This window comes from Pseudomonas sp. SWI44 (assembly GCF_002947915.1).
In the GTDB taxonomy this organism is placed as follows: domain Bacteria; phylum Pseudomonadota; class Gammaproteobacteria; order Pseudomonadales; family Pseudomonadaceae; genus Aquipseudomonas; species Aquipseudomonas taiwanensis.
The window spans coordinates 2418315-2441454 of sequence record NZ_CP026674.1; the positions used below are offsets into that span (position 1 = coordinate 2418315).

Here is a 23140-nt window from a genome sequence, read left to right on the forward strand (position 1 = left end):
GCTGCTGCGCGGCCCCAAAACCTCAATGCCCGGTCAACAACTGCTCCAAAGCTGCCTTGCGCGCTGCAAGGGGCAACCGCCCAAGCGCTTCGACCCGTCCATAGAACCGCGCCCAATCCCCGCCCACGTCGTCGAACAGCGCCGCAAAGGCTGGCACCCACTGGTCGTACAGCCCAAATGGCAACAGCTTGGCATTGTTCATTGGCCCGTATACCCAGGCGTCGTAACGCTTGTCGCCGCTCCACTGGGTGTCGCGCAGCACTCGATACTCCCGACGCAAGCGTTCGAACTCCGCCTGCTTCGCGATACGCTTGTGGGCATCGTCCAGCGGCCCGGCATAGATCGCCTGGAGTCGCTCGCGGCTGGCAAGAACCAGTCGCGTGAACTGGTCGCGTTGTTTCACCTGACCGTCCCGAATCGTTGCAAACCCGCGCGCCACGTGCCATTGCCGCGATCCTTCCTGCTCGACGAAGGTGGCGAATGACTCGTTGAACTCGGTGTCATCCTTCACATAGACACGTTGGTGGGCCAACTCATGGAAGATCAGCGCAGCCAGCCGCTCATCCCCCCAGCCGACCATCGACGACAGAATGGGGTCATCGAACCAGCCGAGGGTCGAATAGGCCTCCACGCCGCCGACATAGACATCCATGCCGTCCCGGCGCATCACCGCCGCCGCACCGCGTGCCGCGCCCTGTCGGTAATAGCCGCGATAGGCCACACAGCCCGCGATGGGGAAGCAGTGGGTCACCGGCTGCAGCGAAAGCTCCGGCGTGGCGAATACGTTCCAGACGACGAAGGGGCGCCCCAAATTGGCGTATACCCGGTAACTACCGTTGTCCGGCAGTTTCAGATGCTCGCTGGCAAATGCCCGAGCTTGCTCGGCATGCTCCAGTCGAGCTCGCAAACGTGGCGTGGTAGCAGGGTCGGCAATGACCTGCGCCACCGGCGTGCGGGCATTCAACAACTGCCATTGACCCTCAGCCAACTGACCGTAATACCCAAGGCTGCTGCAACCGTTCAGCAGAAGGGCGGCCAACCAGGGAACCAAACAGGTCAAAACGCGGTCGAGTGGCCCAGAGCCTGAGCGCTTTAAAAGAAGAAATCGAACCATCTTGGGCTATCTACTCGCTCACAGCCGATGCGCTCCAAGACTATCTTGCCAAGGGGGAGTTTCGCCATGCGTCCACTGTTTGCCATCGGCTTGCTGATGCTGTTGTCCGCCTGCTCGACGCTGCCCAACCCAGACCCCAACCAGGCATGGGTCGATCTCGCCCCAAGTGACGACACCTCACTGCACGCCGTTGAAGTGGACGAGCGCGAATGGGCCGACAAACGCTATTTCGAAGTGGCGCCCGGCAGCCACGAATTGACCGTGCGTTACCAGTTTCCAGTCACACCGAGCAATATCGGCCCGGTCAGCGAGCCCCTGTGGCGCGACTGCCAACTCAATCTCACGTTCAAGGACTTCAGCGCTGGCCAGCGCTACCAGATGCAGGCCGGCAGCATCGGTTTCCGCCCCTGGATCAAACTCTACGACCAGCAGCAAAAACTGGTCGGACAAGGGCTGCCAGCGGGCTGCCAACGTACCTGAACATGCTGAACGGCGCTATGCTTGTAGCTTGTGAACCGCAAGCGGGAGTTTCGCCATGCGCCAGCCTATGATGCTGATCGCTCTCAGCGCACTGGGGGCTTGCGCCAGCCCCTTGCCGCCCGCCGACCCCAAGCAGGCCTGGGTCGACCTCTATACCACCACCCCAGGACGGGTCATCATGGCCGATCGACTCGATGGCAAGCGCCTGGAGGACGGTCGCTTTTTCCAGGTCACGCCGGGCAAGCATGAACTGGTGGTGCGTTTCGACTACGAGATCTACTCCGGCGGGGTCATGTCCCAACCCGTGGATCGCACCTGTTACCTGACCGTACGCTACGACGACTTCAAGGCCGGCGAGCGCTATCGCCTGGAGGCCAGGGCACCGGTGATGAAGCCACAAGTGCTGTTGTACGATGCCAACCGCGAGGTGCTGGTGAATGAACCCAGCAGGGTCTTCTGCGTGCCCTGAGCGCTTGGGGCCGTAAAGCGGCCCCACCTGCTACCGGTCATTCTTCTGGTAGATGATTTTCTTGGTACCGCCATCACAGCTGCCCACGACCATGTTGGGGTCCTTGACCTCGCTGTTAGGCACGATTTCCAGGGTGTAGGACGGCACACCTTGCGCCTGGATCTTCGCTTCGATCTCGGCCTTCAGTTCCTCGCACGGTTTGACCGCGGCCAGTGCGGACGTAGCGACCAAGGAAGCCAGCACGGCGATTGTTACGCGGATCATTGAACAGCTCCTCAAAAGGCAGTCTCGCTGCCAACGCTGTTTAGACTACCGCAAACCGCCGCAGTTGCGCCGCCTAGCCCACCAGCAAGGCATCGAGGCTGACAGTGGCATTGAGCAGTTTGGAAACCGGGCAGCCTGCCTTCGCCTTGTTGGCGATTTCCAGGAACTGCGACTCGCTGGCCCCCGGCACCTTGGCCCGCAGAACCAAGTGCACCGCGGTAATGGCAAAGCCATCGGCCTGTTTATCCAGAGAGACCTCGGCGATGGTGTCGATGCGCTCTGCGGTCAGCCCCGCCTCGCCCAGCATCATGGAAAGGGCCATCGAAAAACAGCCTGCGTGGGCTGCGCCGATCAACTCTTCCGGGTTGGTGCCAGGTGAGCCTTCGAAACGGGTATTGAAGCCATAAGGGTTCTGCTTCAGGGCCCCGCTTTCCGTGGAGAGAAAGCCGCTGCCGTCTTTCAAACCACCTTGCCAGATCGCTGATGCTGTCTTCTTCATATTGCCTCCTGAGCGCTGGGTTAGGTACTCATGGGTTCAGAGGCCAACGCCCCCCGGCAAGTTCAGACTAATCGGCCATCACGCATTGAAACGGCCGAATGTGCCCATACAGAGTTCACATGGCCTCTGGCCAATCACCCTTACGGAGGCTCCGATGACGCAGTTGCGTGACCTGAAAATTTCCACCCTCGACCTGGTGCCCGTCCGTGCCGACGCCGGCCCGGCGCAGTCGCTGCGCAACTCGCTGGACCTGGCACAACACGTCGAGCGCTTCGGATACAACCGCTTCTGGGTCGCCGAACACCACAACATGGATGGGATCGCTAGTTCGGCCACGTCAGTGCTGATCGGCTACCTGGCCGGTGGCACATCGACCATTCGGGTCGGCTCCGGCGGCATCATGCTGCCCAACCACGCGCCCCTGGTGATCGCCGAGCAGTTCGGTACCCTGGCCAGCCTCTATCCGGGCCGCATCGACCTGGGCCTTGGCCGTGCGCCAGGCTCCGACCAGATGACTGCAAGGGCCCTGCGCCGCGAACGCTCCGGCAGTGCTGACGACTTCCCCGACGATGTCGAAGAACTGTCGCGCTATCTCGGACCGCGCACACCTGATCAGAAAGTGATCGCCGTCCCCGGCCACGATACCGAGGTACCACTCTGGTTACTCGGCTCCAGCTTGTTCAGCGCCCAGTTGGCGGGCATGCGTGGGCTGCCCTATGCCTTCGCATCGCACTTCGCGCCGCGCTACATGCATGAGGCCATCCGCATCTACCGCGACCATTTCAAACCGTCCACGGTCCTGGACAAGCCTTATGTAATGCTCGGAGTACCGATGGTCGTGGCAGAAACCGACGAGAAGGCCGAATACCTGGCCACATCCGTGTACCAGCGCATTCTCGCCCTGATTCGCGGACAAAGCCTGATGCAGCGGCCCCCGGTGCCGAGCATGGACGGCCTTTGGCTGCCCCATGAGCGGGACGCAGTGGGCAGCTTCCTGGGCCTGGCGATGATCGGCAGCCCGCAGAAAGTGCGGGCCAAGGTGCAAGTGCTCTTGGAACAGACGGGCGCGGATGAGCTGATCTTCACCTGCGACTTGTACGAGCATGCAGACCGGGTCCGGTCCTATGAATTACTGGCGCAGGCCTTGAAGGCCGAGTAGCGCCCAATCAACCGGCAAACCGGCTCCTGCGGGGGCACCGCCCGTGGGAGCGGGTTTGCCGGCGAACGGGCCAACGCTCATCCACGTCGGTAGACGATTTCTTTTTTGCCGCCTTCGCAGGTGCCGACCACCTTGCCCGCTGGGTCACCCTTGTTGACGATCTCAAGCGCGTAGCCCTTGACACCCTTGGCATCGAGCTTGGCCGCGATTTCCGCCTTGAGTTCCTCGCACGGCTTCCCGGCCGCCATCGCACCACCGGCCAGCGCCATCAGGCCTATCGCAAGCATCAGTTTCTTCATCGACCGCATTCCTTGTTTCAGATGAGAAAAGACAAGAAGGGCGCCACCCAGGCACCCTCCAGCGTTATAACGCCATCACGCCGGGACTTTCCATCCCGATCATGGGTCAACTATTGGCGATGCGGAACCCGACCTTAAGCGTGACCTGGAAGTGCGCCGCCTTGTTGTCCCGGATGTGACCCCGGGTGTCGACCACTTCGAACCATTCCAGGTGCTTGATGCTCTTGCCAGCTTCGGCCAGGGCATTGTTGATCGCCTCTTCGATGCTGTTGGGTGAAGATCCCACCAGCTCGATCTTCTTGTAGGTGTGATGATCGGACATGAGCACTCTCCTTGGATGACGGTGAGATTCAGCCTAGCAGCGCAGGCATGGTTTACCTGCGAGCAGCAGCCACCATCGAAAGTTCGATCGCACTTTTGCCTGCCCGCGCAGTCGCAACCTGTACAGTCCACCCTGCGAAGGAGAGTCAACATGCACCGCAACTCGCTGCGCAAAGCATCCCTGGAAAGCATGGAAGCGGAAATCGAAAGCCTTTTGAAAACCCTTGAAACGCTCAAACATGACGCGTCCGAGGAATCCCAGAAGTCGATGAAGGCCATCCGCAGCAACGCCGAAAGCGCGCTCAAGCATTCGCGCAGCCTGCTCAGCGATGCCTACGAGGAGGTGAAGACCCGTACCCGTCAGACCGGCATTGCCACCCGAGACTACGCACAGCAGCATCCTTGGACGACCACAGGCGTGGCGGTGGGCGCACTTGGTCTGCTGGCGGCTTACCTGCTGTCCCGTCGCAACTAACCCGCCTGACGCTGAAGTTCACGACGCAACCAATCCGCCAGTTGCTCGGCGCGCCCATCCGCGGCGCGCCGGGGCACCCAAAGCGCCAGGGCAGCGGAGGTCGGTGAAAAGCCCCACGGCGCAGTCAAACGTCCCGCACGCAAGTCATCGGCCACCAGGGGCTGCGGGGCAATTGCCACGCCCAGGCCGGCAACGGCCGCCTCCAGCAAGTAGTACAAATGCTCGAATGCCTGGCCGTACTTCAACGCCGCGGGGTCCAGCCCCTGCTGCCCGGCCCAGGTCGGCCAAGCCTGAGGCCGTGATGTGGTGTGCAGCAGCGCCTCCTCCAGCAAGGCCTTGGCCGGTGCGCCACGCAAGCGCTCGAAACCGGCGAAGTGCGGGCTCAGTACCGGCCCGATGCGCTCCTCGGCCAGCACATGCACTTGCATGTCCGCCGGCCAGGGCGGCTCGGCATACACCAGCAAGGCATCCAGCCCAGGCCGTCGTGGGTCCAGGTCGCCTTCACCTGCAGACAGGTGCAGGCGCAGTTCGGGGAGGTCCGCCTTCAGCCGACCGAGCCTGGGAATGAACCAACGCGCCAGCAGGCTGCCCGAACAACCCAGGACGAACGGCGCCTCCCCGACATCCCGGCCCAGCTCGGCGCACACAGCACGCAGGCGGTCGAAGGCATCGGAACTGGCGTCACGCAGGCGCACACCGGCATCTGTGAGTTTGATGCCACGCCCGTCCTTGACGAACAGCGCCACGCCCAGGTGCTCTTCCAGCACCTTGATCTGCCGACTGACGGCACCATGGGTTACATGCAGCGCTTCGGCCGCCAAGCTGACGCTGTTGAGTCTGGCGGCAGCTTCGAAAGCGCGCACGGCGTTGAGGGGAGGGAGATCCTGAGCCATTTACGTGTGAGTTTTTCTGACAGGTTTACGCAATCTTATCGGTTTTCAGGCGAGCGTGTCGTGGTTAGAGTAAAGCCCATATCCCTTTGATCACGCCTTGGAGCGCACCATGACCCAGACTCAATACCGCGCTGGCCCCGATGCCAACGGCCTGTTCGGCTCGTTCGGCGGCCGCTACGTGGCCGAAACCCTCATGCCGCTGGTGCTGGATTTGGCCCGTGAGTACGAAGCGGCCAAGGCCGACCCCAAGTTCCTCGAAGAACTGGCCTACTTCCAACGCGACTATATCGGCCGCCCGAACCCTCTGTACTTCGCCGAGCGACTGACCGAACACTGCGGCGGCGCGAAGATTTTCTTCAAGCGTGAAGAGCTCAACCATACCGGCGCCCACAAGGTGAACAACTGCATCGGCCAGGTGCTGCTGGCCAAGCGCATGGGCAAGAAGCGCCTGATCGCCGAAACCGGCGCCGGCATGCACGGCGTGGCCACCGCCACCGTCGCCGCACGCTTCGGCCTGCCCTGCGTGATCTACATGGGCGCCACCGACATCGAGCGCCAGCAGGCCAACGTGTTCCGCATGAAATTGCTGGGCGCCGAGATCGTCCCGGTCACCGCCGGCACCGGCACCCTGAAAGACGCCATGAACGAAGCCCTGCGCGACTGGGTTACCAATGTCGAAGACACTTTCTACCTGATTGGCACCGTGGCCGGCCCGCACCCGTACCCGGCGATGGTCCGCGACTTCCAGTCGATCATCGGCAAGGAAACCCGCGCCCAGCTGCAAGAAAAGGAAGGTCGCCTGCCCGACAGCCTGATCGCCTGCGTCGGCGGTGGCTCCAACGCCATGGGCCTGTTCCACGATTTCCTCGATGATGCCAGCGTGCAGATCATCGGCGTGGAAGCCGGTGGCCACGGCGTGAACACCGACAAACATGCCGCCAGCCTCAACGGTGGGGTGCCAGGCGTGCTGCACGGTAACCGCACCTACCTGCTGCAGGACAATGACGGTCAGATCACAGACGCCCACTCGATTTCCGCAGGCCTCGACTATCCAGGCATCGGCCCGGAGCACGCCTACCTTCACGAAGTGAAGCGCGTGGAGTACGTCAGCATCACCGACGACGAAGCCCTCGCGGCCTTCCACACCACGTGCCGCCTCGAAGGCATCATCCCGGCCCTGGAAAGCTCCCATGCCCTGGCTGAAGCCATCAAGCGTGCGCCGACCCTGCCCAAGGACCATTTGATGGTCATCTGCCTGTCCGGCCGTGGTGACAAAGACATGCAAACCGTGATGAATCACATGGCCGCCCAGGAGAAACAGGCATGAGCCGTCTTGAACAACGCTTCGCCGAACTGAAGGCCGAAGGCCGCTCCGCGCTGGTCACCTTCGTCACCGCCGGCGACCCTGGCTACGACGCCTCGCTGCAGATCCTCAAAGGCCTGCCTGAAGCCGGCGCGGACGTGATCGAACTGGGCATGCCGTTCACCGACCCGATGGCCGACGGCGTCGCGATCCAGCTGGCCACCCTGCGCGCACTGGAGGCCGGTCAGACGCTGGCGAAAACCCTGCAGATGGTCCGTGAGTTCCGCGTGGGCAACCAGGCCACGCCGATCGTGTTGATGGGTTACTACAACCCCATCCACCGCTTTGGCGTTGAACAGTTCGTGGCCCAAGCCAAAGAAGCGGGTGTCGATGGCTTGATCATCGTCGACCTGCCACCGGAGCACGACGCTGAACTGGCTACCCCGGCCCAGGCCGCGGGCATCGACTTCATCCGCCTGACCACCCCGACCACCGACGATGCTCGCCTGCCGCGGGTGCTCGAGCGCAGTTCGGGCTTCGTCTACTACGTTTCCGTGGCGGGTGTGACCGGAGCCGGCTCGGCGACCACCGAGCACGTGACCGAGGCGATCGCCCGTCTGCGTCGACATACCGATCTGCCGATCAGCGTTGGTTTCGGTATTCGTACGCCGGAGCAGGCTGCCGCGATTGCCCGTCTCTCGGACGGTGTCGTGGTGGGTTCGGCGCTGGTGGACAAGATCGCCAAGGCCGAGAATGCCGATCAGGCTGTGAAGGACGTGCTGAACCTTTGCTCGGCACTGGCCGATGGCGTGCGCAGCGCTCGCGCCTGATACACGTCGTACTCATCGCCGGCAACCCGGCTCCTACAGGTCTGCTCGGACCTCGTAGGAGCCGGCACACCGGCGATGGGACCTGAAGCCCTAACTCGCAAAAATCGACAGATCCAGCGGCCGCACAGCGCCCATCCAGATCGCATGGTCCCTGTGGTCGGCCAGCTCATCCCCCGTCAGCGGATGCAGAAACACCACCAGCCCCTTGCGGTACAACGCCAACCACGGCAACACCACCCCCACCACCTCTGGTCCGAACGCCAACTGACAACTCCAGTCTGGGTGCGGACCGACCGGTTTCTGGTGCATACGCCCCATGGTTACAGGAAACAGCCGCGCGGCCTCTTCGCACAACTCGCGGGCCTGGTCGATGGTGGACGCGTCGTAATAGACATGGGCGTGATAGCCCTTGATTCTTTGCACGAAAACTCCTGAATGCACTACGAATTGCCACTGCGCTCTTGCTCCAGCCAGTCGACAAACCGCTCGATCAATGCCCCACGCCGTTTGCGCGGTGGCAATACCACATAATAGCCCCGACTCGACTTCAGACTCTGCTCCAGCGGCCGGCATAGAAGCCCCTGTTCCACCAAGCCATCGACCAGATGCCGCCAGCCGATGGCCACCCCTTGGCCTGCGATGGCAGCCTGGATCAGCAACGTATAGTTATCGAAACGCAGCTGGCCGGAGGGGGCCGGGCTTTCCACACCGAGTCCACGAAACACGCCCGCCCAGTCGAACCAGCGACTGGCCTGCTCGCCCCGCAAATGGAGCAACGGCAATCGTTGCAAAGCCACGGCTGACAGGGGTTTGCCATGAATCAGCCGAGGGCTGCAGACAGGGAATACTTCCTCATCGAACAGCCACCTGCTCTCGCCCTGATGAAAGCGCCCGTCCCCGAACAGGATTGCCACATCGATATCGGGCCGCAACATGCCCTGACTGCGCTCGCCAGTGACAAGACTCACATCGACCTGTGGATAAGCCTGATGAAAACGCTGCAGCCTCGGCATCAGCCAGAACGCCGCGAAGGCGAAATCAGTGGCCACCTGGAGCACTTCTCGCTGGCCACGGCCACTGACCTGGCCGATGCCTTCGTTCATGGTCTGCAGGCCCTGATGTACCTGCTCGAACAGCTGTTGGCCCGCTTCGGTCAGCTCTATTCCCCGGTAGATCCGGTCGAACAAGCGCGCCCCCAGCTGCGCCTCAAGCCGCTTGACCTGCTGACTCACTGCCGGCTGGGTGGTCCCCAGTTCGGTCGCGGCAGCGGTGAACCCGCGCAGCCGAGCAGCGGCCTCGAATACGCGCAGAGCATCGAGGGATAACTTGGCAAGGTGCTCAAACATAAGCTTGGCTAATCCCAGTCATTGCCCGCCATGGGCTTTACCCATGTTATCCACAGTCGCATCTTGGTAGGCAAGCGGTTCGCATAATACTGAACGATGGAAGCCAACCATGAAGCGCCCGAATATCCTGTTCATCATGGCCGACCAGATGGCCGCGCCCCTGCTACCGATCTACGCCCCTTCACCCATTCAGATGCCCCACCTGAGCCGCCTGGCCGAGCAAGCCGTGGTGTTCGACTCCGCCTACTGCAACAGCCCGCTTTGTGCGCCGTCGCGTTTCACCCTGGTCAGTGGCCAGCTCCCGAGCCGCATTGGTGCCTATGACAACGCGGCCGATTTCCCCGCTGATGTGCCGACCTACGCCCACTACCTGCGCCGCCTCGGTTACCGCACCGCACTTTCCGGCAAGATGCACTTCTGCGGTCCAGACCAGTTGCACGGCTACGAGGAGCGCCTGACCAGCGACATCTACCCGGCCGACTATGGCTGGGCGGTGAATTGGGACGCCCCGGACGAGCGCCCGAGCTGGTATCACAACATGTCCTCGGTACTTCAGGCCGGCCCTTGCGTGCGCACCAACCAACTGGACTTCGACGAGGAGGTGGTGTTCAAGGCGCGCCAGTACCTCTACGACCATGTCCGCGACAATGATGGCCGCCCGTTCTGTCTGACGGTGTCCATGACCCATCCCCATGATCCGTACACCATCCCCAGACGCTACTGGGATCGCTACGAGGCTGTGGATATCCCCATGCCGCGCGCTGAGTTCGGCCAGCATGAGCAGGACCCGCACTCGCAAAGGCTGCTCAAGGTCTACGACCTGTGGGACCGAACCCTGCCTGTGGATAAGATTCGCGACGCACGCCGCGCGTACTTCGGCGCATGCAGCTATATCGACGACAACATCGGCCAACTCCTGCAAACGCTCGAGGAGTGTGACCTGGCGGATGACACCCTGATCGTATTCTCCGGCGACCATGGCGACATGCTTGGCGAGCGCGGGCTCTGGTACAAGATGCATTGGTTCGAGATGTCGGCCCGTGTGCCACTGTTGATCCATGCGCCGAAACGCTTCGCTCCAACGAGAGTCAGCGCTTCGGTCTCCACTTGTGACCTGCTGCCGACCCTGGTCGAACTGGCCGGCGGTGCTGTGGATAAAAACCTGCACCTGGATGGCCGCTCATTGCTCGGCCACCTGCAAGGGCAGGGTGGCCATGACGAGGTGATCGGCGAATACATGGCCGAAGGCACCGTCGGCCCACTGATGATGATCCGTCGTGGCCCGTACAAGTTCGTGTACAGCGAGGACGATCCTTGCTTACTCTATGACTTGAGCCGCGACCCGCACGAGCGGGAGAACCTCACCAGCAGCCCGGACCATCAGGCGCTGCTGCAGGCATTCGTCGATGAAGCCCACCAACGCTGGGATATCCCCAGCCTGCGCCAGCAGGTGCTGGCCAGCCAGAGACGCCGCCGTCTGGTGGCCGAAGCGCTGGCCATCGGCACGCTGAAAAGCTGGGACCACCAACCGATGGTCGATGCCAGCCAACAGTACATGCGTAACCACATCGATCTCGACGACCTCGAGCGCAAGGCACGTTATCCACAGCCCGCCCCCCTGGATTGAGAAGAGAGGCCGCCATGCAGAAGTTCTCCGCCGCCGTGTTCGCCCTTACCCTGAGCCTGGGCACGGCCCATGCCGCCGACAGCGATGCACAATGCAGCACCGTGAAAATGGCTGACCCCGGCTGGAGCGATATCGCTTCCACCAACGCCATCAGCCGCCTGCTTCTGGAAAGCCTGGGCTACCAGGTGAAGATCGACAGCCTGGCGGTACCGATCATCTACGGTGGCCTCAAAGATGGCCGGGTCGACGCGTTCCTTGGTAACTGGATGCCTGCACAGCAGGGCTTCCATGACAAATTCATCGCCAACGGCGATGTGCAGCGGCTGTCGCGCAACCTGGAGGGAACCGAGTTCACCCTGGCAGTGCCGGACTATGTCTGGCAGGCAGGCGTGAAAGACTTTGCCGACCTGCAGAAGCATGCCGAGCAGTTCGACAAGAAGCTGTACGGGATCGGTTCCGGGGCCCCCGCCAACCTGTCGCTGAAAGAGATCATCGACAAGAACCAGTTCAACCTCGGCCAGTGGAAACTGGTCGAATCCAGCGAGCAGGCAATGCTGGCGCAGGTGGACCGCGCCGTGAAGAAGCAGCAGTTCATCACTTTCCTCGGCTGGACACCTCACCCGATGAACGTGAAACTTAAAATGCATTACCTGACCGGCGGGGAGAAGTGGTTCGGCAGCAAAGGCGACGTCTACACGTTGACGCGCAAGGGTTATCCACAAGCATGCCCAAATGCGGCGAAACTGCTTGGCAACCTGAAATTTACCTTGGACATGGAAAACAGCATCATGGCCGAGGTTGTGGATAAGAAGATCGGCTTCGATGAAGCGGCCAAAGCGTGGGTGAAGGCCAATCCGCAGGTGCTGGAAGCGTGGTTGGCAGGCGTTACCACCAAGGCCGATGGCGATGCCCTGGAGGCAGTGAACGCTAGGCTCTGATTTTTGACTGTGGGCTACTGAGGCCGCTCCGCACACCCAGAGAATTTGCGGGGGCGGCCTTGTGTCGCGCAACGAAGGCCAAGCCCTCGTAGGCGACAATGAACAGGAACGATGCATGCCGCGCCTTTACCACCTGCTGCCCTTCCTCACCTGGCTGCCCCGCCAATCGGGCCGCAGTCTGCGCCAGGACCTGCTGGTGGGCCTGAGTGGGGCCATCCTGGCCTTGCCACAATCCATCGCCTATGCCCTGATCGCCGGGCTGCCTGCCGAGTATGGCCTGTACGCCGCCATCGTGCCGGTTCTGGTCGCCTGCCTGTGGGGGTCCTCCTGGCACCTGATCTGCGGCCCGACCGCCGCCATCTCCATCGTCCTCTACGCCAGTGTCAGCCCGCTGGCCGTGCCCACAAGCGCTGACTACGTGACCCTGGTGCTGCTGCTGACGTTCCTCGCCGGCATTTTCCAATTGCTGCTGGGCTTGCTGCGTTTCGGCGCGCTGGTCAATTTCGTTTCCCATTCCGTGGTGCTTGGATTCACGCTGGGCGCCGCCATCGTCATCGCCCTCGGCCAATTGCCCAATCTGCTGGGCATGGACCTGCCCAGCCAGGCCACGGCGCTGAAAACCCTGCAGGACTTGGCTAGCCATGCCGGAGAAGTCGACTGGCCGTCGCTGGCGCTGGGACTGGCCACCTTGCTGATCGGGATGGCGTTCAAACGCCTGCGCCCCCGCTGGCCCAGCCTGTTGATAAGTCTGGTGCTGGTGAGTCTGGTGACCTGGCTGTTGCCGAGCGTCTTTGGCCATGTACAGCGCGTGCCTGCCTTCGTCGGCCAACTGCCGCCGCTCAGCCCACTGCCATTGCTGGACTTCGAGCTGATCTTGCGTCTACTGCCCAGTGCCGTCGCCGTGGGCATGCTGGGGTTGGTGACCAGTCTTTCGATTGCCCGTTCCTTGTCGTCGCGCTCCGAGCAACTGATCGACGCCAACCAGGAAATCCGTGGCCAAGGCGTGTCGAACATCGTCGGGGCATTCTTCTCCGGCTACTTGTCGTCCGGCTCGTTCACCCGTTCCGGGCTAAGTTACGACGCGGGTGCTCAGTCCCCCATGGCTGGCGTGTTCTCGGCCCTGTGGGTGGCGTTGTTCGCCGTCATGGGCGCCGGGTTGATTGCGCATCTGCCCATTCCGGCCATGGCCGGCAGCATTTTGCTGATCTGCTGGGGGCTGGTGGACCATCGGGCAATCCGGGCGCTGTTTCGGGTCAGCCGCTCTGAGTTCCTGGTCATGGCACTGACCGCCGCCGCCACCTTGCTGCTGGAGCTGCAGACAGCGATCTATGCCGGGGTGCTGGCGTCACTGTTCTTCTACCTCAAGCGCACTTCGCGGCCACGGGTGCAGCAGAGCCGGGAAGGCGAAGCCGACATGCTGCGGGTGGGCGGGTCGATATTCTTCGGCGCAGCGCATTACCTGCAAGTGCGGTTACAGCGCTGCCAGGGGCCGCATGTGGTGATCGATGCGCGGCAGGTGAACTTCATCGACTACTCGGGTGTGGATATGCTGCACCGCGAAGCGCGGCGATTGATGCGCCTTGGTGGGAGCCTGACATTGCAGCGGGCAAGGCCGCAGGTGGTAGAGGAATTGCAGAAGCTGGAAGGCCTTGCGAACTGTCCAATACGTTTCGAAGACTGACAGTCAACTGTCAATTCTGTCAGTTGCGGACAACCTGCAGGCGATGAAAAAGTGCATGGCGTCCATTCACCACAGAGTACGCCATGAGTAGCTGCGTTTACCTCGCGTTGGTGCCATTGCTGGTGGCGCCAGGCACCTATGCTGCGGATGACTGCTGGAGCGTTGCCGATGCACAAGCACGCATTGCCCGGCTGGAAAGCCAAATGACCGCTCGGGATCCCTATACTGGCAAAGCGCAATCCGAAGCAAAGCTCGCTCAATACCGGCAGCAGATCGCCCTGGAACGCCAATTCATCCAACAGCGATCCGAGGTCAACGGCGCGCCAACTGCCGACGCAGCTCATCCAGCACAGGCGCCGTGTCCGGCCGCACCCCACGCCAGATGAAGAACGCCTCGGCCGCCTGCTCGGCCAGCATCCCCAGCCCATCCAGCACCTTGGCAGCCCCAAGCTTGCTGGCCCATTGGCAAAACGGCGTCGGCTCCTTGCCATACATCATGTCGTAGCAAACCGTCCGCCCCGGCTCGACCAGGCTGTCGGCAATCGGTGGCAACTCACCGGAAAGGCTCGCAGACGTCGCATTGATGATCACATCCACCGGCTCCTGTAACCAGGAAAAACCGCTGGCCACCACCGGCCCCAGCTCATCGAATTCACGCGCCAGCTGCTCGGCCTTTTCCACCGTGCGGTTGGCGATCACCAATGATTGTGGCTTGTGCGCCAGGATCGGCTCCAGCACGCCGCGTACCGCACCTCCGGCACCGAGAATGAGGATGCGCTTGCCTGTCAGCTCGACCCCGGCATTCACCGTCAGGTCTCGCACCAGGCCCGCGCCATCGGTGTTATCCCCTTGCAGCGTGCCGTCCGCCAGTTTGCTCAAGGTGTTCACTGCGCCCGCTCGCCGGGCCCGAGGCGTGAGGCTTTCGCAGAGCCGGAAAGCCTCTTCCTTGAACGGCACGGTCACATTGGCCCCGCTGCCTTGCTTGAAGAAGCCGCGGGCGCAATCGCTGAACTCATCCAGCGGCGCCAGCAGGGTGGCGTACTCCAGATCCTGACCGGTCTGCTCGGCGAACAGACGATGGATCAAAGGCGACTTGCTGTGGCCAATCGGGTTGCCGAAAACGACATACTGATCCATGAGGGCTCCTTGGTTATCCACAGACTTACTGGGCGAGCCAGTCACGGTCCTGCAGGAAATACTCGGTCAGGCGCGCTTCTTCGCTACCTGGTGCGGCCTTCCAGTCATAACCCCAGCGTACCTGCGGTGGCAACGACATCAGGATCGACTCGGTGCGCCCACCCGATTGCAGGCCGAACAGAGTGCCACGGTCGTAGACCAGGTTGAACTCGACGTAGCGGCCACGGCGGTACTCCTGGAACTCACGCTGCTGGGGCGTGTAGGGCGTGTCCTTGCGGCGCTGGACGATCGGCAGGTAAGCGTCGACGTAGGCGTCACCGATGGCGCGGATGAAAGCGAAGCAGGTATCGAAGTCCCACTCGTTCAGGTCATCGAAGAACAAGCCCCCAATACCCCGAGGTTCACCACGGTGCTTGAGGTGGAAGTAACGGTCGCACCAGGCCTTGTAGCGGGGGTACACGTCGGCGCCGAACGGCGCGCAGGCCTGCTGGGCCACACGGTGCCAGTGGATGCAGTCTTCCTCGTTGCCGTAGTAGGGGGTCAGGTCGAAACCACCGCCGAACCACCAGACCGCCTCTTCGCCTTCCTTCTCGGCAATGAAGAAACGCACATTGGCATGGGAGGTGGGTACATGTGGATTGTGCGGGTGAATCACCAACGACACGCCCAACGCCTCGAAGCCACGACCCGCCAGCTCCGGGCGGTGGGCACTGGCCGAAGGCGGAAGGCCGGCGCCGAATACATGGGAGAAGTTCACGCCGCCTTTCTCGATCACTTTGCCTTCACCGATCACCCGCGTACGGCCACCGCCACCGGCTTCGCGCACCCAGGCGTCCTCGACGAAGCGGGCGCCGCCGTCTTCAGCTTCGAGGGCAGAGCAGATGCGGTCTTGCAGGTCGAGCAGGTAGGCTTTCACGGCCTCGGTGCGGCTGGTCATCGGGTCACCTGGAAGGAGCAGGAAGAAATTCGCCGCGTAGCATACCACCGGCAGCCAGCGCGCCGCAGTTGACGACGATCAAGCAAAGGCGTCCGATAGAAGGCCTTCCGATCCCGACAACAGGAGTGCGAGATGGCCAAGCGTATACAGTTCAGCCAGCATGGCGGCCCAGAGGTTCTGCAACTTGTGGAGTTCGAGCCTGCGCCACCCGGTCCGCAGCAAGTGCGGGTGCGTAACCATGCGATTGGCCTGAACTTCATCGACACCTATTTCCGCAGCGGGCTTTACTCGCCACCGTCTCTGCCTTCGGGCCTGGGCACCGAAGCAGCCGGCGTTGTCGAGGCAGTTGGCGAAGGCGTCACCCGGCTGGAGGTCGGTGACCGTGTGGCCCACGCTGGCGGCCCACTGGGCGCCTACAGCGAGGTACATACCTTGCCCGAAGCCAATCTGGTCAAGCTGCCCGACAGCATCAGCTTCGAGCAAGCCGCGGCAGTGATGCTCAAGGGTCTGACCGTGCAGTACCTGCTCAAGCAGACCTACGCCGTGCAGCCGGGTGACTTCGTTCTGTTCCATGCAGCAGCCGGTGGGGTAGGGTCGCTGGCGTGCCAGTGGGCCAAGGCGCTGGGCGCCAAACTGATCGGAACCGTAAGCTCCGCCGAAAAGGCCGAGCGGGCCAAGGCACTAGGGGCTTGGGCGACCATCGACTACAGCCGCGAAGATGTCGCCCAGCGCGTGCTGGAACTGACCGACGGTCAGAAATGCCCGGTGGTGTATGACGGCGTGGGTGCCGACACCTGGCTGACTTCGTTGGACTGCCTCAAACCACGGGGGCTGATGGTGAGTTTCGGCAATGCCTCCGGAGCGGTGACCGGCGTCAACCTGGGGATCCTGTCGCAGAAGGGTTCGCTGTATGTCACCCGACCAACGCTGGCAAGCTATGCCAACAATGCGCAAAACACTCAGGCCATGGCGGACGATCTGTTCTCGATGATCGCCAGTGGCAAGCTGGTCGTGGATATCCAGCAGCGCTATCCGCTGAGCGAGGCGGCCAAGGCGCAGGCTGAGTTGTCGGCGCGCAGGACCGTGGGTTCGACGGTACTACTGCCCTGAAATCGCCGGCAAGTCGGCTCCTGCGAGGGCTGCGCAGTAAAGATTCGCGCTGATGCAGCCCCTCTGCAGGAGCGGCCTTGGGTCGCGAAAGAGCGGCAACAGTAACCACACAGCCACCGCCCCATCAAAAGTCGGTGTCCACCAGGCAAATCAACCCGGTCGAACGACTTCGCCAGTCACCAGGTCACGAATCACGCTCGGGTTCTTTCGCCCACCCAACGCTCCACCCAGCACCAGGTCCAACTGGTTGTGGAAATACTGCTCAACCCGCAACCGGGTCTTGGCTGCCGGGCGCCCGCCAGGGTTGCAAGAGGTGGAAATCAGCGGCCCCACCAGCGCGCACAGTTCACGTACCAATGGGTGGTCACTGACCCGCAGCGCCACGGTGTCGTGCTGCCCCGTCACCCATTCCGGCAAAAGGTCCTGGTGCGGCACCAGCCAGGTGTTGGGTCCCGGCCAGGTGCTGCTCATGCGGTCGATCCAGTCTTCAGGGAAATCCTCGAACAGGAAATCGAATTGCTGGATGCTGTCGGCGACCAGAATCAGCCCCTTATCCACAGGCCGCGACTTCAGGGCCAGCAGGCGATACACCGCGTCCTCGTTCCAGGGGTCGCAGCCCAGGCCCCAGACCGCTTCCGTCGGATAGGCGATCACCGCCCCCGCCCGAATTTCACGTGCGGCTTGTTGCACACGCCAACTGCTCACCATTTGTATCTCTCCGCATCTAAGCCTTGGGCGCAGTTTACTTAGGCCGAGCGGGCAAACCAACGTCCGGCTTCATTGCTGACCTGGCCCTGGAGCTCCAGCTCGGTCAAGCTGGCCAGTACCTCGGCCAAAGGCCGGCCACTGCTGAGCGCCAACCCCTCGCTGGTCTGGGGTGCTGCGTGCAGAAGGGCCAGGAGCGGATGTTGAGGTTTATCCACAGCCGGTTGCGGCAGATTCTGCCAACCCCGCAGGGTATCGATGATCTGCTCCACGCTCTCGACCAGCAGCGCGCCATCGCGTATCAACTGATGGCATCCCCTGGCGCCCGGGTGGTGGATCGAACCGGGAATGGCATACACCTCCCGGCCTTGTTCAGCCGCCAAGCGGGCAGTAATCAGCGAGCCACTGCCCAGACTGGCTTCGACAACCAGCACCCCCAGGGACATGCCGCTGATGATGCGATTGCGTCGCGGAAAATTGGCAGGCAGGGGATCAGCATCCAACGGGTACTCCGAAACCACCGCACCGCCGCTGTCGATGATCGCTCGCGCCAAGTCACGATGGCGCTGTGGATAAAGTTTTTGCAGCCCAGTGCCAAGCACGGCAATCGTCTGCCCTCCGACCTCCAGCGCCGCCCGATGAGCGGCACCATCAACGCCCAGCGCCAGGCCACTGGTGATGGTGAAACCCGTTTGCGCAAGGGCACGTGAAAATGCCCGAGCGGTGTCCAGAGCCGGAGGTGAAGCACGTCTGCTACCCACAATGGCCAGCTGCGGTTGCTCCAGGCAAGCGGGGTCGCCTGCGACGAACAACAGGGGCGGCGGGTCGTCCGTTTCCGCCAGCAACGCGGGGTAACCGGCACCGTCCCACATCAGTAAATGCTGGCCTGGACGCTCTAGCCAGGCCATTGCAGCCAAAGCACCCTCGCGTACCTGCGCACAGCGGCGCGCATCGATACTGGCTTGCGCAAGGCCAAGGGCACGCCAGGCACTGGCCGGTGCACTCAGCGCCGAAGACGCCGTTCCGAAGGCCTCCAGAAGGCGCTGAAAGCGACGCAGTCCTATCTCGGGCAAGCGGTGCAGACGTAATCGCGCCTCCAGTTCGGCAGGCGGACAATTCGATGAATGGTGAGTCGACATGGGGATCATCCTTGATCGGAAGAGGGCCATAAACGTGGCACAACCTGTGGATAAGTTTGTTGATAATACTTTGACAACCTGTCCATCGAATGACGTTGAAGTCGTCTCCTGAAACCGTAGCCGAGCTTTGCCAGGTGCCGAATCCCCCGATTCCCTTTATTATGTGTGCTCAGTTTTCAACCGAACGCACAGTGACTGCCTGACCCTATGGCCATCTTGAACATTCTCGAATTCCCGGACCCGCGCCTGCGCACCATTGCCAAACCGGTGACGGAGTTCGACGACGCCCTGCGTCAGCTGATCGACGACATGTTTGAAACCATGTACGAAGCGCCTGGCATCGGCCTGGCCGCCACCCAGGTCAACGTCCACAAGCAAGTCGTGGTGATGGACCTCAGCGAAGACCGCAGCGAGCCGCGGGTCTTCATCAACCCCACGGTCGAAGAGCTGACCCACGACATGGGTCAGTATCAGGAAGGCTGCCTGTCGGTACCGGGCTTCTACGAGAACGTCGACCGTCCGCTGCGTGTCCGGGTCAAGGCCCAGGACCGGGATGGCAAGCCCTACGAGCTTGAAGCCGAAGGCTTGCTGGCGGTGTGTGTCCAGCATGAATTCGATCACCTCAACGGCAAGCTGTTCGTCGACTACCTGTCTCAGCTCAAACGCGACCGGATCAAGAAGAAACTGGAAAAGCAGCACCGCCAGCAAGCCTGATCCATTCCTTCCAGAAGGCTTGCTCCGGCAAGCCTTTTTCTTTTTTGAAGCGAGAACTCCATGCGCATCGTCTTCGCAGGCACTCCAGAGTTTGCCGCCGAACACCTCAAGGCCCTGCTCGACAGCCCCTATGAAGTGGTGGCCGTCTACACCCAGCCCGACCGCCCTGCTGGCCGTGGCCAGAAGCTCATGCCGAGCCCGGTCAAGCAGCTGGCCGTAGCCCACGACATTCCGGTGTTCCAGCCGCCAACCTTGCGCAACGCCGAGGCCCAGGCGGAGTTGGCGGCACTGCAGCCAGACCTGATGGTGGTGGTCGCGTATGGCCTGATCCTGCCGCAAGCAGTGCTGGACATCCCGCGCCTTGGCTGCATCAACAGCCACGCCTCCTTGCTGCCCCGCTGGCGAGGCGCCGCGCCGATCCAGCGCGCCGTGGAGGCTGGAGACGCCGAGAGCGGCGTGACCGTGATGCGTATGGAAGCGGGCCTGGACACCGGCCCGATGTTGCTCAAGGTGGTTACCCCGATCAGCGCCGACGACACTGGTGGCAGCCTGCACGACCGCCTTGCCGAAATGGGACCGCCGGCCGTGGTGCAGGTCATCGCAGGCCTGGCCGACGGCACCCTGCAGGGTGAAGTACAAGACGATGCCCTGGCCACCTACGCTCACAAGCTGAACAAGGACGAGGCCCGCATCGACTGGAGCCGCCCAGCCGTCGAGTTGGAGCGCCTGATTCGCGCGTTCAACCCATGGCCGGTGTGCCACAGCACCCTGGATGGCGAGAGCGTCAAAGTGCTGGCCGCCAACGTGTCCACAGGCAAAGGCGCCCCGGGTGAAATCCTTTCCGCCAGCAAGGACGGCCTGGTCGTCGCCTGTGGCGAGCAGGCCTTGAGCCTGACCCGCCTGCAATTGCCCGGCGGCAAGGCCCTGGCCTTCAGTGACCTGTTCAACAGCCGCCGCGAGAAGTTCGCCAGCGGCAAGGTGTTGGGCCAATGAACCCACGCCTGGCCGCCGCCCGCGCCCTGGCCGCTGTCCTGAGCGGCAAGGCCTCGCTGAACAGCTCGTTGCCGGCACAACTGGACAAGGTCGATGAGCGCGACCGAGGCCTCACCCAGGACCTGGCATTCGGCACCGCCCGCTGGCAGCCTCGCCTGGACCTGCTGGCTGCGCAGTTGCTGCAAAAGCCGTTCAAGGCCGCCGACTGCGATGTGCAGGCATTGTTGCTGGTCGGCCTGTACCAGCTGTTCTACACCCGCATTCCGGCCCATGCCGCCATCGGGGAAACCGTTGGCTGCGCCGATAAGCTGAAAAAACCGTGGGCCAAGGGCCTGCTCAACGCCGTGCTGCGCCGCGCCCAGCGCGAAGGCGAAGAACTCCTCGCCGGCCTGGAGCGCGATCCGGTGGTGCGCACCGCTCACCCGCGTTGGCTGCAGAAATCGCTGAAAGCCTTCTGGCCCGAGCAGTGGGAAGCCATTTGCGCCGCCAACAATGCCCATCCGCCGATGATCCTGCGGGTCAACCGCCGTCATCACAGCCGTGATGCCTATCTTGGCCTGCTGGCCGAGGCGGGCATCGCCGCCACCCCGTGCCGGTTCAGCCGCGACGGTATCCTGCTGGCTGAAGCCTGCGATGTTCGCCAACTGCCGGGCTTCGCCGAAGGTTGGGTCAGCGTACAGGACGAGGCCGCGCAGCTGTCCGCCGACCTGCTGGAACTGGCCCCAGGCCAACGCGTGCTCGACGCCTGCTGCGCCCCTGGCGGCAAAACCTGCCACCTGCTCGAAGCCGAAGCGGGCCTGGCCCATGTCGTGGCCATCGACCTGGAAGCCAAGCGCCTGACCCGTGTGCGCGAGAACCTCGACCGTCTGCAACTGGACGCCGAGCTGATTGCCTGCGACGCCCGTGACACCGCCAGTTGGTGGGATGGCAAGCCGTTCCAGCGAATCCTGCTCGACGCACCGTGCTCGGCCACGGGCGTGATCCGCCGTCACCCGGACATCAAGCTGACCCGTCAGGCCGACGACATTCCGGCCCTGGCCACTCTGCAAGGCGAATTGCTCGATGCTCTGTGGCCGACGCTCGAAGTGGGCGGCATCCTGCTCTACGCCACCTGCTCGAGCCTGCCGACGGAAAACACCGAAGTGATCGACGCCTTCCTCACCCGCACCCCAGGTGCCCGTGAACTCGACCTGGCGACCGAGGCCGGCCTGCGCCAGCCTCACGGGCGCCAGCTGTTGGCCCAGGAAGGCGGCCATGACGGCTTCTACTATGCCAAGCTGATCAAGATTGCCGCCTCGCGTGGCTAAGTGAAAAAAGGTTAGGGAGTAGCGGATGAAGATCATCATCCTCGGCGCAGGGCAGGTCGGCGGAACGCTGGCCGAACACTTGGCCAGCGAAGCCAACGACATCACCGTGGTCGACACCGACGGCGAACGCCTGCGTGACCTGGGCGACCGCCTCGATATCCGCACGGTGCAGGGTCGCGGCTCGTTACCCACCGTGTTGCGCCAGGCCGGGGCCGACGACGCCGATATGCTGGTGGCGGTGACCAACAGCGACGAAACCAACATGGTGGCCTGCCAGGTCGCCTACTCGCTGTTCCATACCCCGACCAAAATCGCGCGGGTGCGTGAGTCTTCCTATCTGACCCGTGAAGAGCTGTTCGACAACGACCATATCCCGGTGGACGTGCTGATCAGCCCAGAACAGGTAGTGACCAACTACGTCAAACGCCTGATCGAACACCCCGGTGCTCTGCAGGTGATCGACTTCGCCGAAGGCAAGGCGCAACTCGTTGCGGTGAAGGCCTACTACGGCGGCCCGCTGGTGGGCCAGCAGTTGCGACAGATCCGCGCGCACATGCCTAACGTCGATACCCGCGTGGCGGCGATCTTCCGCCGTGACCGGCCGATCACACCGAGGGGCGATACCGTGATCGAGGCTGACGACGAAGTGTTCTTCATCGCGGCACGCAAGGACATTCGCGCCGTCATGGGCGAGCTGCGACGCATCGACGAGACCAACAAGCGCGTGGTCATCGCCGGCGGCGGCCAGATCGGCGAGCGTCTGGCCGAAGCGATCGAAAGTCGCTACCAGGTCAAGATCATCGAGATGAGCCCGGCACGTTGCCGACACCTCTCCGACACCCTGGAAAGCACCGTGGTGCTGCAGGGCAGCGCATCGGACAAAGACCTGATGCTGGAGGAGAACATTGCTGACGCCGACATTTTCCTGGCCCTGACCAACGACGACGAGGCCAACATCATGTCGTCGTTGCTGGCCAAGCGCCTGGGTGCGCGCAAGGTGATGACCATCATCAACAACCCGGCCTATGTCGACCTGGTGCAAGGCGGCGAAATCGACATCGCCATCAGCCCCCAGCTGGCCACGATCGGGACCTTGCTGGCCCACGTGCGCCGGGGCGATATCGTCAGCGTACACTCACTGCGCCGTGGCGCGGCCGAAGCGATCGAGGCGGTTGCCCATGGTGACGCCAAGTCGAGCAAGGTAGTTGGCAAGGCCATCGAAGACATCGCCCTGCCGCCGGGTACCACCATCGGCGCGATCATCCGGGACGAGGAAGTGCTGATCGCCCACGACGACACCGTGATCGAGACGGGCGACCATGTCATCCTGTTCGTTGTGGATAAGAAACACATCCGTGATGTGGAGAAGCTGTTCCACGTCGGCTTGACCTTCTTCTAAG

General features: G+C 62.7%; 26 protein-coding genes. 14 read left to right on the forward strand and 12 right to left on the reverse strand.

Going from position 1 to position 23140, the window contains the following annotated elements:
- Positions 1 to 22: 22 nt before the first annotated feature.
- Positions 23 to 1114 (reverse strand): aminopeptidase, encoded by a 1092-nt coding sequence (locus tag C4Q26_RS11325; RefSeq protein WP_027906637.1) that lies wholly within the window; start codon positions 1112 to 1114, stop codon positions 23 to 25.
- A gap of 66 nt (positions 1115 to 1180) precedes the next feature.
- Here C4Q26_RS11325 and C4Q26_RS11330 point away from each other — a divergent pair, with 66 nt between their 5' ends.
- Both C4Q26_RS11330 and C4Q26_RS11335 read left to right on the forward strand, forming a co-directional pair.
- The gene (locus C4Q26_RS11330) at positions 1181 to 1594 is read left to right on the forward strand and encodes a hypothetical protein (RefSeq protein WP_023377987.1); all 414 of its coding nucleotides are present in this window, start codon (positions 1181 to 1183) and stop codon (positions 1592 to 1594) included.
- Between the two features lie 55 nt (positions 1595 to 1649).
- Positions 1650 to 2063, forward strand: a complete 414-nt coding sequence (locus tag C4Q26_RS11335) for a hypothetical protein (RefSeq protein WP_023377986.1) — start codon at positions 1650 to 1652, stop codon at positions 2061 to 2063.
- A gap of 30 nt (positions 2064 to 2093) precedes the next feature.
- On the opposite strand, the gene C4Q26_RS11340 is transcribed toward C4Q26_RS11335, so the two are convergent.
- Complete coding sequence (locus C4Q26_RS11340) at positions 2094 to 2327, reverse strand: DUF1161 domain-containing protein (protein WP_023377985.1); 234 nt, start codon at positions 2325 to 2327, stop codon at positions 2094 to 2096.
- A gap of 73 nt (positions 2328 to 2400) precedes the next feature.
- Complete coding sequence (locus tag C4Q26_RS11345; RefSeq protein WP_023377984.1) at positions 2401 to 2826, reverse strand: OsmC family protein; 426 nt, start codon at positions 2824 to 2826, stop codon at positions 2401 to 2403.
- A gap of 154 nt (positions 2827 to 2980) precedes the next feature.
- On the opposite strand from C4Q26_RS11345, the gene C4Q26_RS11350 reads away from it, so the two are divergent.
- Entirely contained in the window at positions 2981 to 3985 is a 1005-nt protein-coding gene (locus C4Q26_RS11350) for an LLM class flavin-dependent oxidoreductase (RefSeq protein WP_023377983.1), read from the forward strand.
- 77 nt (positions 3986 to 4062) lie between these two features.
- Here C4Q26_RS11350 and C4Q26_RS11355 read toward each other — a convergent pair whose 3' ends face one another.
- A complete protein-coding gene (locus C4Q26_RS11355; RefSeq protein WP_104883094.1) occupies positions 4063 to 4284 on the reverse strand; it encodes a DUF1161 domain-containing protein in 222 nt (73 codons plus the stop codon).
- A gap of 106 nt (positions 4285 to 4390) precedes the next feature.
- Positions 4391 to 4606, reverse strand: a complete 216-nt coding sequence (locus C4Q26_RS11360) for a dodecin (protein ID WP_023377979.1) — start codon at positions 4604 to 4606, stop codon at positions 4391 to 4393.
- A gap of 150 nt (positions 4607 to 4756) precedes the next feature.
- Here C4Q26_RS11360 and C4Q26_RS11365 point away from each other — a divergent pair, with 150 nt between their 5' ends.
- On the forward strand, positions 4757 to 5080 hold the full coding sequence (locus C4Q26_RS11365; protein ID WP_023377978.1) for a YqjD family protein: 324 nt from the start codon (positions 4757 to 4759) through the stop codon (positions 5078 to 5080).
- Here C4Q26_RS11365 and C4Q26_RS11370 read toward each other — a convergent pair.
- The gene (locus tag C4Q26_RS11370) at positions 5077 to 5973 is read right to left on the reverse strand and encodes a LysR family transcriptional regulator (RefSeq protein WP_023377977.1); all 897 of its coding nucleotides are present in this window, start codon (positions 5971 to 5973) and stop codon (positions 5077 to 5079) included. The two genes, C4Q26_RS11365 and C4Q26_RS11370, sit on opposite strands and share 4 nt — an antisense overlap.
- A gap of 109 nt (positions 5974 to 6082) precedes the next feature.
- Here C4Q26_RS11370 and trpB point away from each other — a divergent pair, with 109 nt between their 5' ends.
- Positions 6083 to 7300 carry a tryptophan synthase subunit beta gene (trpB, locus tag C4Q26_RS11375; RefSeq protein ID WP_023377976.1) on the forward strand — a complete coding sequence of 406 codons (1218 nt, stop codon included), beginning with the start codon at positions 6083 to 6085 and terminating at the stop codon, positions 7298 to 7300.
- On the forward strand, positions 7297 to 8106 hold the full coding sequence (gene trpA, locus C4Q26_RS11380; protein WP_104883095.1) for a tryptophan synthase subunit alpha: 810 nt from the start codon (positions 7297 to 7299) through the stop codon (positions 8104 to 8106). Before trpB ends, trpA begins: the two co-directional genes overlap by 4 nt.
- A gap of 90 nt (positions 8107 to 8196) precedes the next feature.
- On the opposite strand, the gene C4Q26_RS11385 is transcribed toward trpA, so the two are convergent.
- Positions 8197 to 8529 carry a DOPA 4,5-dioxygenase family protein gene (locus C4Q26_RS11385; RefSeq protein WP_023377974.1) on the reverse strand — a complete coding sequence of 111 codons (333 nt, stop codon included), beginning with the start codon at positions 8527 to 8529 and terminating at the stop codon, positions 8197 to 8199.
- A gap of 17 nt (positions 8530 to 8546) precedes the next feature.
- Positions 8547 to 9452, reverse strand: coding sequence for a LysR family transcriptional regulator (locus C4Q26_RS11390; protein ID WP_104881032.1), 906 nt, complete (start codon positions 9450 to 9452; stop codon positions 8547 to 8549).
- Positions 9453 to 9561: 109 nt separating this feature from the next.
- Between C4Q26_RS11390 and betC the strand changes: the two genes are divergently transcribed.
- The 3 genes from betC (at position 9562) to C4Q26_RS11405 (ending at position 13698) form a co-directional block, all read left to right on the forward strand.
- Positions 9562 to 11079 (forward strand): choline-sulfatase, encoded by a 1518-nt coding sequence (gene betC / locus C4Q26_RS11395; RefSeq protein ID WP_104883096.1) that lies wholly within the window; start codon positions 9562 to 9564, stop codon positions 11077 to 11079.
- A 14-nt stretch (positions 11080 to 11093) separates the two neighbouring features.
- Entirely contained in the window at positions 11094 to 12017 is a 924-nt protein-coding gene (choX, locus tag C4Q26_RS11400) for a choline ABC transporter substrate-binding protein (protein ID WP_023377971.1), read from the forward strand.
- Positions 12018 to 12132: 115 nt separating this feature from the next.
- Positions 12133 to 13698, forward strand: coding sequence for a SulP family inorganic anion transporter (locus C4Q26_RS11405; RefSeq protein ID WP_027906640.1), 1566 nt, complete (start codon positions 12133 to 12135; stop codon positions 13696 to 13698).
- Between the two features lie 312 nt (positions 13699 to 14010).
- Here the strand turns inward: C4Q26_RS11405 and aroE are convergent, their stop codons facing one another.
- Positions 14011 to 14835: a shikimate dehydrogenase gene (gene aroE, locus C4Q26_RS11410; RefSeq protein WP_104881035.1), complete on the reverse strand. Its 825-nt coding sequence runs from the start codon at positions 14833 to 14835 to the stop codon at positions 14011 to 14013.
- A 25-nt stretch (positions 14836 to 14860) separates the two neighbouring features.
- Complete coding sequence (gene hemF / locus C4Q26_RS11415) at positions 14861 to 15772, reverse strand: oxygen-dependent coproporphyrinogen oxidase (RefSeq protein ID WP_023377967.1); 912 nt, start codon at positions 15770 to 15772, stop codon at positions 14861 to 14863.
- Positions 15773 to 15904: 132 nt separating this feature from the next.
- Between hemF and C4Q26_RS11420 the strand changes: the two genes are divergently transcribed.
- Positions 15905 to 16882, forward strand: coding sequence for an NADPH:quinone reductase (locus tag C4Q26_RS11420; protein ID WP_104883097.1), 978 nt, complete (start codon positions 15905 to 15907; stop codon positions 16880 to 16882).
- A gap of 150 nt (positions 16883 to 17032) precedes the next feature.
- On the opposite strand, the gene C4Q26_RS11425 is transcribed toward C4Q26_RS11420, so the two are convergent.
- Positions 17033 to 17590: an L-threonylcarbamoyladenylate synthase gene (locus C4Q26_RS11425; RefSeq protein ID WP_023377965.1), complete on the reverse strand. Its 558-nt coding sequence runs from the start codon at positions 17588 to 17590 to the stop codon at positions 17033 to 17035.
- A 38-nt stretch (positions 17591 to 17628) separates the two neighbouring features.
- A complete protein-coding gene (gene dprA, locus C4Q26_RS11430) occupies positions 17629 to 18726 on the reverse strand; it encodes a DNA-processing protein DprA (protein WP_023377963.1) in 1098 nt (365 codons plus the stop codon).
- A 207-nt stretch (positions 18727 to 18933) separates the two neighbouring features.
- Here dprA and def point away from each other — a divergent pair, with 207 nt between their 5' ends.
- Genes def through trkA form a run of 4 tightly spaced genes read left to right on the forward strand, consistent with a single transcriptional unit; the run spans position 18934 to position 23139 of the window.
- The gene (gene def, locus C4Q26_RS11435; protein ID WP_011531480.1) at positions 18934 to 19440 is read left to right on the forward strand and encodes a peptide deformylase; all 507 of its coding nucleotides are present in this window, start codon (positions 18934 to 18936) and stop codon (positions 19438 to 19440) included.
- Between the two features lie 60 nt (positions 19441 to 19500).
- Positions 19501 to 20433, forward strand: a complete 933-nt coding sequence (gene fmt, locus C4Q26_RS11440; RefSeq protein ID WP_027906641.1) for a methionyl-tRNA formyltransferase — start codon at positions 19501 to 19503, stop codon at positions 20431 to 20433.
- Complete coding sequence (rsmB, locus tag C4Q26_RS11445) at positions 20430 to 21740, forward strand: 16S rRNA (cytosine(967)-C(5))-methyltransferase RsmB (RefSeq protein ID WP_027906642.1); 1311 nt, start codon at positions 20430 to 20432, stop codon at positions 21738 to 21740. Before fmt ends, rsmB begins: the two co-directional genes overlap by 4 nt.
- Positions 21741 to 21765: 25 nt before the next feature.
- Positions 21766 to 23139, forward strand: coding sequence for a Trk system potassium transporter TrkA (trkA, locus tag C4Q26_RS11450; protein ID WP_023377959.1), 1374 nt, complete (start codon positions 21766 to 21768; stop codon positions 23137 to 23139).
- Position 23140: the final 1 nt, after the last annotated feature.

What these genes read in the sequence shown, in the direction of transcription:
- C4Q26_RS11370 (WP_023377977.1), bottom strand. Translation starts at nt 5,973, where the DNA reads ATGGCTCAGGATCTCCCTCCCCTCAACGCCGTGCGCGCTTTCGAAGCT.
- C4Q26_RS11355 (WP_104883094.1), bottom strand. Translation starts at nt 4,284, where the DNA reads ATGAAGAAACTGATGCTTGCGATAGGCCTGATGGCGCTGGCCGGTGGT.
- C4Q26_RS11405 (WP_027906640.1), top strand. Translation starts at nt 12,133, where the DNA reads ATGCCGCGCCTTTACCACCTGCTGCCCTTCCTCACCTGGCTGCCCCGC.
- trpB (WP_023377976.1), top strand. Translation starts at nt 6,083, where the DNA reads ATGACCCAGACTCAATACCGCGCTGGCCCCGATGCCAACGGCCTGTTC.
- C4Q26_RS11330 (WP_023377987.1), top strand. Translation starts at nt 1,181, where the DNA reads ATGCGTCCACTGTTTGCCATCGGCTTGCTGATGCTGTTGTCCGCCTGC.
- rsmB (WP_027906642.1), top strand. Translation starts at nt 20,430, where the DNA reads ATGAACCCACGCCTGGCCGCCGCCCGCGCCCTGGCCGCTGTCCTGAGC.
- fmt (WP_027906641.1), top strand. Translation starts at nt 19,501, where the DNA reads ATGCGCATCGTCTTCGCAGGCACTCCAGAGTTTGCCGCCGAACACCTC.
- C4Q26_RS11365 (WP_023377978.1), top strand. Translation starts at nt 4,757, where the DNA reads ATGCACCGCAACTCGCTGCGCAAAGCATCCCTGGAAAGCATGGAAGCG.
- def (WP_011531480.1), top strand. Translation starts at nt 18,934, where the DNA reads ATGGCCATCTTGAACATTCTCGAATTCCCGGACCCGCGCCTGCGCACC.
- trkA (WP_023377959.1), top strand. Translation starts at nt 21,766, where the DNA reads ATGAAGATCATCATCCTCGGCGCAGGGCAGGTCGGCGGAACGCTGGCC.
- C4Q26_RS11335 (WP_023377986.1), top strand. Translation starts at nt 1,650, where the DNA reads ATGCGCCAGCCTATGATGCTGATCGCTCTCAGCGCACTGGGGGCTTGC.
- dprA (WP_023377963.1), bottom strand. Translation starts at nt 18,726, where the DNA reads ATGTCGACTCACCATTCATCGAATTGTCCGCCTGCCGAACTGGAGGCG.
- C4Q26_RS11425 (WP_023377965.1), bottom strand. Translation starts at nt 17,590, where the DNA reads ATGGTGAGCAGTTGGCGTGTGCAACAAGCCGCACGTGAAATTCGGGCG.
- betC (WP_104883096.1), top strand. Translation starts at nt 9,562, where the DNA reads ATGAAGCGCCCGAATATCCTGTTCATCATGGCCGACCAGATGGCCGCG.
- C4Q26_RS11350 (WP_023377983.1), top strand. Translation starts at nt 2,981, where the DNA reads ATGACGCAGTTGCGTGACCTGAAAATTTCCACCCTCGACCTGGTGCCC.
- C4Q26_RS11325 (WP_027906637.1), bottom strand. Translation starts at nt 1,114, where the DNA reads ATGGTTCGATTTCTTCTTTTAAAGCGCTCAGGCTCTGGGCCACTCGAC.
- C4Q26_RS11420 (WP_104883097.1), top strand. Translation starts at nt 15,905, where the DNA reads ATGGCCAAGCGTATACAGTTCAGCCAGCATGGCGGCCCAGAGGTTCTG.
- C4Q26_RS11345 (WP_023377984.1), bottom strand. Translation starts at nt 2,826, where the DNA reads ATGAAGAAGACAGCATCAGCGATCTGGCAAGGTGGTTTGAAAGACGGC.
- C4Q26_RS11360 (WP_023377979.1), bottom strand. Translation starts at nt 4,606, where the DNA reads ATGTCCGATCATCACACCTACAAGAAGATCGAGCTGGTGGGATCTTCA.
- C4Q26_RS11390 (WP_104881032.1), bottom strand. Translation starts at nt 9,452, where the DNA reads ATGTTTGAGCACCTTGCCAAGTTATCCCTCGATGCTCTGCGCGTATTC.
- trpA (WP_104883095.1), top strand. Translation starts at nt 7,297, where the DNA reads ATGAGCCGTCTTGAACAACGCTTCGCCGAACTGAAGGCCGAAGGCCGC.
- choX (WP_023377971.1), top strand. Translation starts at nt 11,094, where the DNA reads ATGCAGAAGTTCTCCGCCGCCGTGTTCGCCCTTACCCTGAGCCTGGGC.
- aroE (WP_104881035.1), bottom strand. Translation starts at nt 14,835, where the DNA reads ATGGATCAGTATGTCGTTTTCGGCAACCCGATTGGCCACAGCAAGTCG.
- C4Q26_RS11340 (WP_023377985.1), bottom strand. Translation starts at nt 2,327, where the DNA reads ATGATCCGCGTAACAATCGCCGTGCTGGCTTCCTTGGTCGCTACGTCC.
- hemF (WP_023377967.1), bottom strand. Translation starts at nt 15,772, where the DNA reads ATGACCAGCCGCACCGAGGCCGTGAAAGCCTACCTGCTCGACCTGCAA.